The sequence below is a fragment of the Iamia sp. genome (assembly GCF_035575815.1).
Classification (GTDB): Bacteria; Actinomycetota; Acidimicrobiia; order Acidimicrobiales; family Iamiaceae; genus Iamia.
Map to the genome: position 1 here is coordinate 20,964 of NZ_DATLXO010000151.1, position 6,413 is coordinate 27,376.

At 69.2% G+C, this 6,413-nt stretch carries 7 protein-coding genes; 5 read left to right on the plus strand and 2 right to left on the minus strand.

Annotated features, from left to right (window positions below):
* Positions 1–7: 7 nt before the first annotated feature.
* The 4 genes from VNL12_RS15975 to VNL12_RS15990 all read left to right on the plus strand — a co-directional run bounded on the left by VNL12_RS15975 (position 8) and on the right by VNL12_RS15990 (position 3,536).
* Positions 8–1,153 (plus strand): alanine/ornithine racemase family PLP-dependent enzyme, encoded by a 1,146-nt coding sequence (locus tag VNL12_RS15975; protein ID WP_325595937.1) that lies wholly within the window; start codon positions 8–10, stop codon positions 1,151–1,153.
* Positions 1,154–1,165: 12 nt separating this feature from the next.
* Entirely contained in the window at positions 1,166–1,408 is a 243-nt protein-coding gene (locus VNL12_RS15980) for a hypothetical protein (protein WP_325595938.1), read from the plus strand.
* Entirely contained in the window at positions 1,405–1,803 is a 399-nt protein-coding gene (locus tag VNL12_RS15985; protein WP_325595939.1) for a PIN domain-containing protein, read from the plus strand. Before VNL12_RS15980 ends, VNL12_RS15985 begins: the two co-directional genes overlap by 4 nt.
* 359 nt (positions 1,804–2,162) lie before the next feature.
* Positions 2,163–3,536, plus strand: a complete 1,374-nt coding sequence (locus VNL12_RS15990) for an ATP-binding protein (RefSeq protein WP_325595940.1) — start codon at positions 2,163–2,165, stop codon at positions 3,534–3,536.
* A 433-nt stretch (positions 3,537–3,969) separates the two neighbouring features.
* Here the strand turns inward: VNL12_RS15990 and VNL12_RS15995 are convergent, their stop codons facing one another.
* Positions 3,970–4,290, minus strand: coding sequence for a helix-turn-helix transcriptional regulator (locus VNL12_RS15995; protein ID WP_325595941.1), 321 nt, complete (start codon positions 4,288–4,290; stop codon positions 3,970–3,972).
* A gap of 73 nt (positions 4,291–4,363) precedes the next feature.
* Positions 4,364–4,726 (minus strand): DUF6788 family protein, encoded by a 363-nt coding sequence (locus tag VNL12_RS16000; protein ID WP_325595942.1) that lies wholly within the window; start codon positions 4,724–4,726, stop codon positions 4,364–4,366.
* An 84-nt stretch (positions 4,727–4,810) separates the two neighbouring features.
* On the opposite strand from VNL12_RS16000, the gene VNL12_RS16005 reads away from it, so the two are divergent.
* The coding region (locus tag VNL12_RS16005) for an IS1634 family transposase (RefSeq protein ID WP_325595943.1) at positions 4,811–6,413 on the plus strand (1,603 nt) is incomplete at its 3' end.

Genomic DNA, 6,413 nt, shown 5'->3' on the forward strand with positions numbered 1-6,413 from the left:
CCACGACATGACCGCGCCGAGGTTGGAGATCCGCCTCGACCAGGTCCGCCACAACGCCGAGGTCCTCGTCGGGCGCCTCGCCCAGCGGGGCATCGGCGTCACCGGCGTCACCAAGGCCACCCTCGGCTCGCCCGAGGTCGCCCGGGAGCTGCTGGCCGCCGGGGTCGCGTCGCTCGGTGAGTCGCGCGTCGAGAACCTCGAGGCGCTGCGCAGCGCCGGCGTGACGGCGCCCATGACCCTGATCCGGTCACCGATGCTCAGCCAGGTCGACCGGGTCGTCGCCCACGCCGATGTCAGCCTCAACACCGAGCCCGACGTCATCGCCGCAATGTCGATCGCCGCGGGCGAGCAGCGGCGGCCCCACGGGGTCGTGGTCATGGTCGAGCTGGGCGACCTCCGCGAGGGGATCCTGGCCGCCGACCTCGAGGCGGCGGTGAGCCACGCGCTCCGCCTCCCGCACATCGTCGTGCGCGGCATCGGTACCAACCTGGCCTGCCAGAGCGGCGTCACGCCCGACGGGACGAACATGGCCGAGCTCTCGCGGCTGGTCAGATCGCTGGAGGCCCGCTGCGGGATGGCCTTCGACATCGTGTCGGGCGGGAACTCGGCCACCCTCGACTGGGCCCTCGGGTCCCCCGATGTCGGGCGGGTCACCGACCTGCGCCTCGGCGAGTCGATCCTCCTCGGCCGAGAGCCGCTCGGACGCCAGCCCATCGAGGGCCTCCACACCGACGCCTTCACCCTGGTCGCCGAGGTGATCGAGTCGCAGGTCAAGCCGGGTCGGCCGTGGGGTGCACGGGGCGAGACCGCCTTCGGCCCTGCGGGCGCCTGCCCCGACGAACGGGTCCCCGGCGATGCGGGCGTCGACCTCGCCGACGGGGAGGAGACGTCACGGGTGATCCTGGCCCTCGGCCGCCAGGACGTCGACCCCGACGGGCTGGTGGCCCCCGACGGGTTGAGGATCCTCGGCGCCAGCAGCGACCACCTGGTCCTCGACGCCGGCGCCGCCCGACCGGCCATCGGGTCCGAGGTGCGCTTCGGGCTCGGCTACCGCGCCCTGCTCGCCGCCATGACCTCCCCCTTCGTCACCCGCTCCTTCACCGGCGCCAGCGACCCCCAGGCGGAGACGACCTGTCGGCCGCTGTCGATCTGATAATCTGATCTCGTGCCTGAGATCACCGCCACCGACGCCGCCCGCAACTTCGCCGACCTGCTCGACGGGATCGAGCACCGGGGCGAGCGCTTCACGATCGTCCGGCGGGGCAAGGCCATCGCCCACCTTGAACCCATGCGCCGGGGCCGGGGGGCCGACGCCAAGGCAACCCTGCGGCGCCACCAGGTCGACCCGGCGTGGACCCACGATCTCGCCGAGGCCCGAGCCCTCGTCGAGATCGACGATCGGACGTGACCCGGCTCCTCCTCGACACCACCTTCCTGGTCGATGCCGAGCGAGGCGGACACGACCCCGACGGTGTGATCGATGACGACGACGATGTCGCCATCGCGGCGGTCACCGTCGCCGAGCTGCGCGTCGGGGTCCACCTCGCCACCGGTGCGCGTCAGGCTGCGAGGGCGGCCTTCGTGGAAGACATCGTGACGAGCACCCCCGTGATCGACTACGACCTCGACGTGGCCGAAGCCCACGCCGAGCTGCTCGTCGAGGTGCGCGCCCAAGGCCAGCCACGGGGTGCTCACGACCTGATCATCGCCGCGACCGCCAAGGCCTCCGAGCGCACGGTCGTCACCGCCGATGCCACCGCCTCCTCCGATCTGCCCGGAGTCCCAGTGCGCGCCCACCGGTAGGTCTCGACTCGATCGGTGACCCTGCCGGGACACCGAGGTGCGCCACGCCCAGAGGCTGACCGCCAGCAGCGGCCCTTCGGCGCCAAGCCCTTCGCCACGCCTCATGTCCCTGTCCGACCACGCCCGGCCAGGAGCTCTGCCACTCACAGAAGCGGCCAGAAACCTCCGTCCGAGGGCGTCCACGTGTGTTGTTTGGCGATTAGCATTCATGTGGTGAGGCATACTGCACGAACAAGCCTCACTGAAGGAGATCCACGTTGGCTGTCTGGCGCCCTGGACCCCAGGACCTGCAACGCGTGTTCGATGAGCAGAACCCGTGGCATCGGACGGGCAAGGTGCCGGCCACCCTCGCTCGTCCCGTGGAACGATCGCTCGCCTCGCTCCTCTGGCAACGACTTCACCGCGACGAGCCGCATCGCTTCCAGCTCATCCTCGGGCCCCGGCGCGTGGGCAAGACCACCGCGCTGTACCAGACGGTGCAGCACCTCCTCGATGCTGGTGTCAACCCCGATCGCATCTGGTGGATGCGCCTCGACCACCCGCTTCTGCTGCAGGAGAGCCTCGACGACCTGGTGCGAGCCGTCCTCACCACAACTGCGGCCACCCCCGGCCAGCCGGTCCTGCTGATGCTCGATGAGGTCGTCTACGCCGATCGATGGGACCTGTGGCTCAAGACGTTCTTCGACGACGGGTGGCCGGTGCGGATCGCCGCAACCTCGAGCGCGACCGCAGCGCTCCGAGAACGCCGACTGGAGAGCGGTGTCGGGCGGTGGTCCGAGCAGCACCTCACCCCGTACCTCTTCCCGGAGTTTCTCGACCTCATCGGACAGGGGGAGGCCCCAGTTGTCGGGAACACCCTGGCCGACAGCCTGGACTCGTTGTCCCAAGGTCAACGCGGCGGCGAAGGCCTGGCGGCGTGGCGACGGATCTTCATGCTCGTCGGCGGTTTCCCGGAGCTGCTCACTTTGACCCGAGGCCGACCTGATGAGGACGAGTCGGGGCGGCTGCTCGAGTCACAGCAGGTCCTTCGGAGTGACGCAGTGGAACGCGCCATCTACAAAGACATCCCTCAGTCGTTCGGCGTCGACAACCCCATGATGCTCGAACGCCTCCTCTACGTCCTGGCCGCGCAGATCACGGGCATCCTCTCGCCGTCGAACATCTGCAGCGACCTCGGGCTGTCACAACCGACGTTCGACCGCTACCTCTCCTATCTGGAGCAAGCCTTCTTGGTCTTCACCCTTCCCAACTTCTCCGGACGGGAGTCCGCTGTCCAAAAGCGGGGACGAAAGCTCTACTTCGTCGATGGCGCCATCCGGAACGCCGCACTCCAACGGGGCCTCGCACCCCTCGACGACCCAGCCGAGCTCGGAACCCTGTTGGAGAACCTGGTCGCGGCCACGCTCCGCTCCCTCGCCCTTCACCTCGGTGTTCGCCTCCACCATTGGCGCGACGGCAAGTACGAGGTCGACCTCGTGTTCGACCACCCTGAGAAACCGTTGGCATTCGAGATCGGATCCTCACCCCAACACAGCCGGTCCGGCCTGCGGGCGTTCATGGAACGCCACCCTCGTTTCGAAGGCCGGTGCTACCTCGTGGCGCCTCAAGCTGCGGTGACGCACCCGTCCTCGACGCCCACGGGCATCGGGACGGTGCCGCTCGACCTGCTCCTCCTCGTTGTCGGCGCACAGGCCCAAGGAGCCCTGGCCCGAAGCCTCGGCGTCACCGCCTGACGCACGCGCCACCGAAGACGGTGATCGACTGCGGTGTCCGTTGCTTCTCCGGGTACCTCAACCGACGCCCAGACCTCCCGGTGCACGTCTAGGGTCTGGCTGCCAAAGAAGATCCGAGTTCCTGATGGGCTGCGCAGTTCGGTGTCGGCGGTGCCCTGTGCGGTTCCGTTGGCCCGCCGAGCGCGCTGACATGCTGACCCGACTCGTCCGTGCGTACCGCCGCTGGCTCGGTCTCGCCTGTCTCCCATGATGGCGGATGACCCGCTGAGGAGAGCGCCTGGGAAGGTCAACCTCCGCATGTCACTCGCAACCCGAGGCTGTTCGAGGATCCACACCGGTCCGTGACCTGCGGATCTGCCCGGCCCAGTCGGTCGGTCGCCGTGGTTCCGCCCAGTTCTAGTACCGGAGTAGTACCGGTAGAGACGGTCGCAGGTCAGGCAACCTGGACGGCGTCCTTGAGCCGGGCCGGGACCTCCTCGGGGAACGACACGACGAGGTGGCGACCGAGGGCGGCCGCGACCCGAGCGAGCGTGTCGAGCCGGTTCCGGGCGCCGCCCCCCTCCTCGAGGCGGGAGATCACCGACTGAGTTGTCCCCATGCGCTCCGCGAGGGCCCGCTGGCTGAGACCGGCCTCGGTGCGCAGGTCGTAGATCAGTTGACCGAGATCGAGGTCCTGGCCGACCGCGGTGCGCACCTCCTCGGACGGGGCGCGGCGGCGCCCCTTGACATCGTCCCAGCGGGAGTAGTTGGCCATCGTTCTCGTCTCCTTCACCTGACGTTCCGCACTTCTCGATGACGTTTTGGCCCCCCACTTCCCCTGGTCACGGTCATGCCCGGCCTGGTGGCTTGGGCGTGGCTGGTTGACGGAGGAGGATCTCGCCGGCTGCTGCTGAGATCTTCTCCATCTCGGTGACGATCCGTTCGAGGCGCCGCTTGTTGGCGATCCAGTCCCGGTAGAGGTCGGCTTCGCGTTCGTTCAGCCGGCGGCTGACGGTCTTGCCGGCGATGGCGCGGCTCCACTGGTAGTAGGGGCCGTGGCGTTGGGGTGGGTCGCCCCCGCAGCGACAGCCCTGCTTGCCGCAGGAGGTTGTGCGCGACACCAGGCTGCCGGGGCTGATGAAGCCGATCTCGGCCAACTCGGCGGCGAGGGCCCGGTACTTGCGCTCGTAGATGTCGAGTCGGGTGGGCATCTCGGTCCTTCAGGCATCCCCGGTCGATGATCGGTCAGCATCTATGCTGACCGACAAGGACGCCGACGTCAAGGAGGAAGCCCGATGACCGTCCCCGGCCCTTTCGAGCTCACCAGCGAAGCCCTCGGCCCGCTGCCGGTCGTGAACCACTTCCTTCACCGCATCGGCCTGTCCGGACGCCTCGAGCGTCACCTGCCGGCCGACGACGGGCGCCTGCGCCTCGCACCAGCCACGGTGATCGGCGTCGTGGTTCGCAACCTCATCGTTGGCCACCTGCCGCTCTACGCCCTCGGCGAGTGGGCTGCCCCCTACCAGCCAGCGCTGCTGGGGCTCTCGGCCGGGGACGCCGACGTCCTCAACGACGACCGGGTGGGCCGCATGCTCGACCGGCTCTTCGACACCGACCGGGCCACCCTCATCACCGAGGTGGTCCTCGGTGTCATCCGCGACTTCGACCTCGATGTCTCCCAGCTCCACAACGACTCGACCACCATCACCTTCTCCGGCGCCTACACCGGCGCCACCGGCGGCCCCCACGCTGGGCAGGCGAGCCCGGCGATCACCTACGGCCACAACAAGGACCACCGCCCCGACCTCAAGCAGCTCCTGTGGGTCCTGACCGTCACCGCCGATGGGGCGGTGCCCATCGCGTACCGCACCGAGGACGGCAACACCGCTGATGACGTGACCCACATCCCCACCTGGGACGAGCTGCGGGCCCTGGTCGGGCGGCCCGACTTCCTCTACGTCGCGGACTGCAAGCTGGCCAACCGGGCCGCCATGGACCACATTCACCGCAACGGCGGCCGGTTCGTGACCGTGTTGCCCCGCACCCGCAAAGAAGACGCCGAGTTCCGCGACTGGCTCTGGGGCGGTGACCCCGACTGGACCGAAGCGCACCGCCGCCCGGGCCGCCGCCACGGTGAGGTCGACGAGGTGTTCCACACCACCCCCGCCCGCTCACCCTCAGCGGAGGGCTACCGGATCATCTGGGTGCGCTCGTCGACCAAGATCAACCGAGACGCCGAAGCCCGCCGAGCCCGCATCGCCAACGCCATCGCCGGCCTCGATGACCTCAACGGGCGCCTCGCCTCACCCAAGACCCGCATCCGCACTATCGCCGCGGTCGAGGCCGCCGCCACCGCGGCGGTCGACGCCGCCGGCGCGACCCGCTGGGTCAGCTTCACCGTCACCGAGACCACCGAGGAGACCTACCGGCAAGAGAAGCGTGGCCGGCCCGGGGCCAACACCCGCTACCGCCGCCTCACCCGCACCCATCACCGCGTCGCCTGGCAGGTCAACGAAGACGTCGTCGCCAAAGACGCGGCGAGCGACGGCTGCTTCCCGCTCATCACCAACGACACGGCCATGACCCCCGACGAGGTCCTCGCCGCCTACCGCTACCAACCGAACCTGGAGCGCCGCAACCACATGCTCAAAGGGCCCCAACAGGTTGCCCCCGTCTACCTCAAGACCCCCCATCGCATCGAAGCCCTCCTGCTCTGCCAGTTCCTCGCCCTGCTCACCGAAGCCCTCATCGAACGCGAGATCCGCACCGCCATGAAAGCAGCGGAGCTGGCCAACATCCCGCTCTACCCCGAGCTACGCGCCTGCCCCGCCCCCAGCGCCCCCCGGGTGCTCGACATCTTCACCAGCGTCGCCCGCCACCACCTCATCGACCACGGAC

What these genes read in the sequence shown, in the direction of transcription:
- VNL12_RS15975 (WP_325595937.1), top strand. Translation starts at nt 8, where the DNA reads ATGACCGCGCCGAGGTTGGAGATCCGCCTCGACCAGGTCCGCCACAAC.
- VNL12_RS15995 (WP_325595941.1), bottom strand. Translation starts at nt 4,290, where the DNA reads ATGGCCAACTACTCCCGCTGGGACGATGTCAAGGGGCGCCGCCGCGCC.
- VNL12_RS16000 (WP_325595942.1), bottom strand. Translation starts at nt 4,726, where the DNA reads ATGCCCACCCGACTCGACATCTACGAGCGCAAGTACCGGGCCCTCGCC.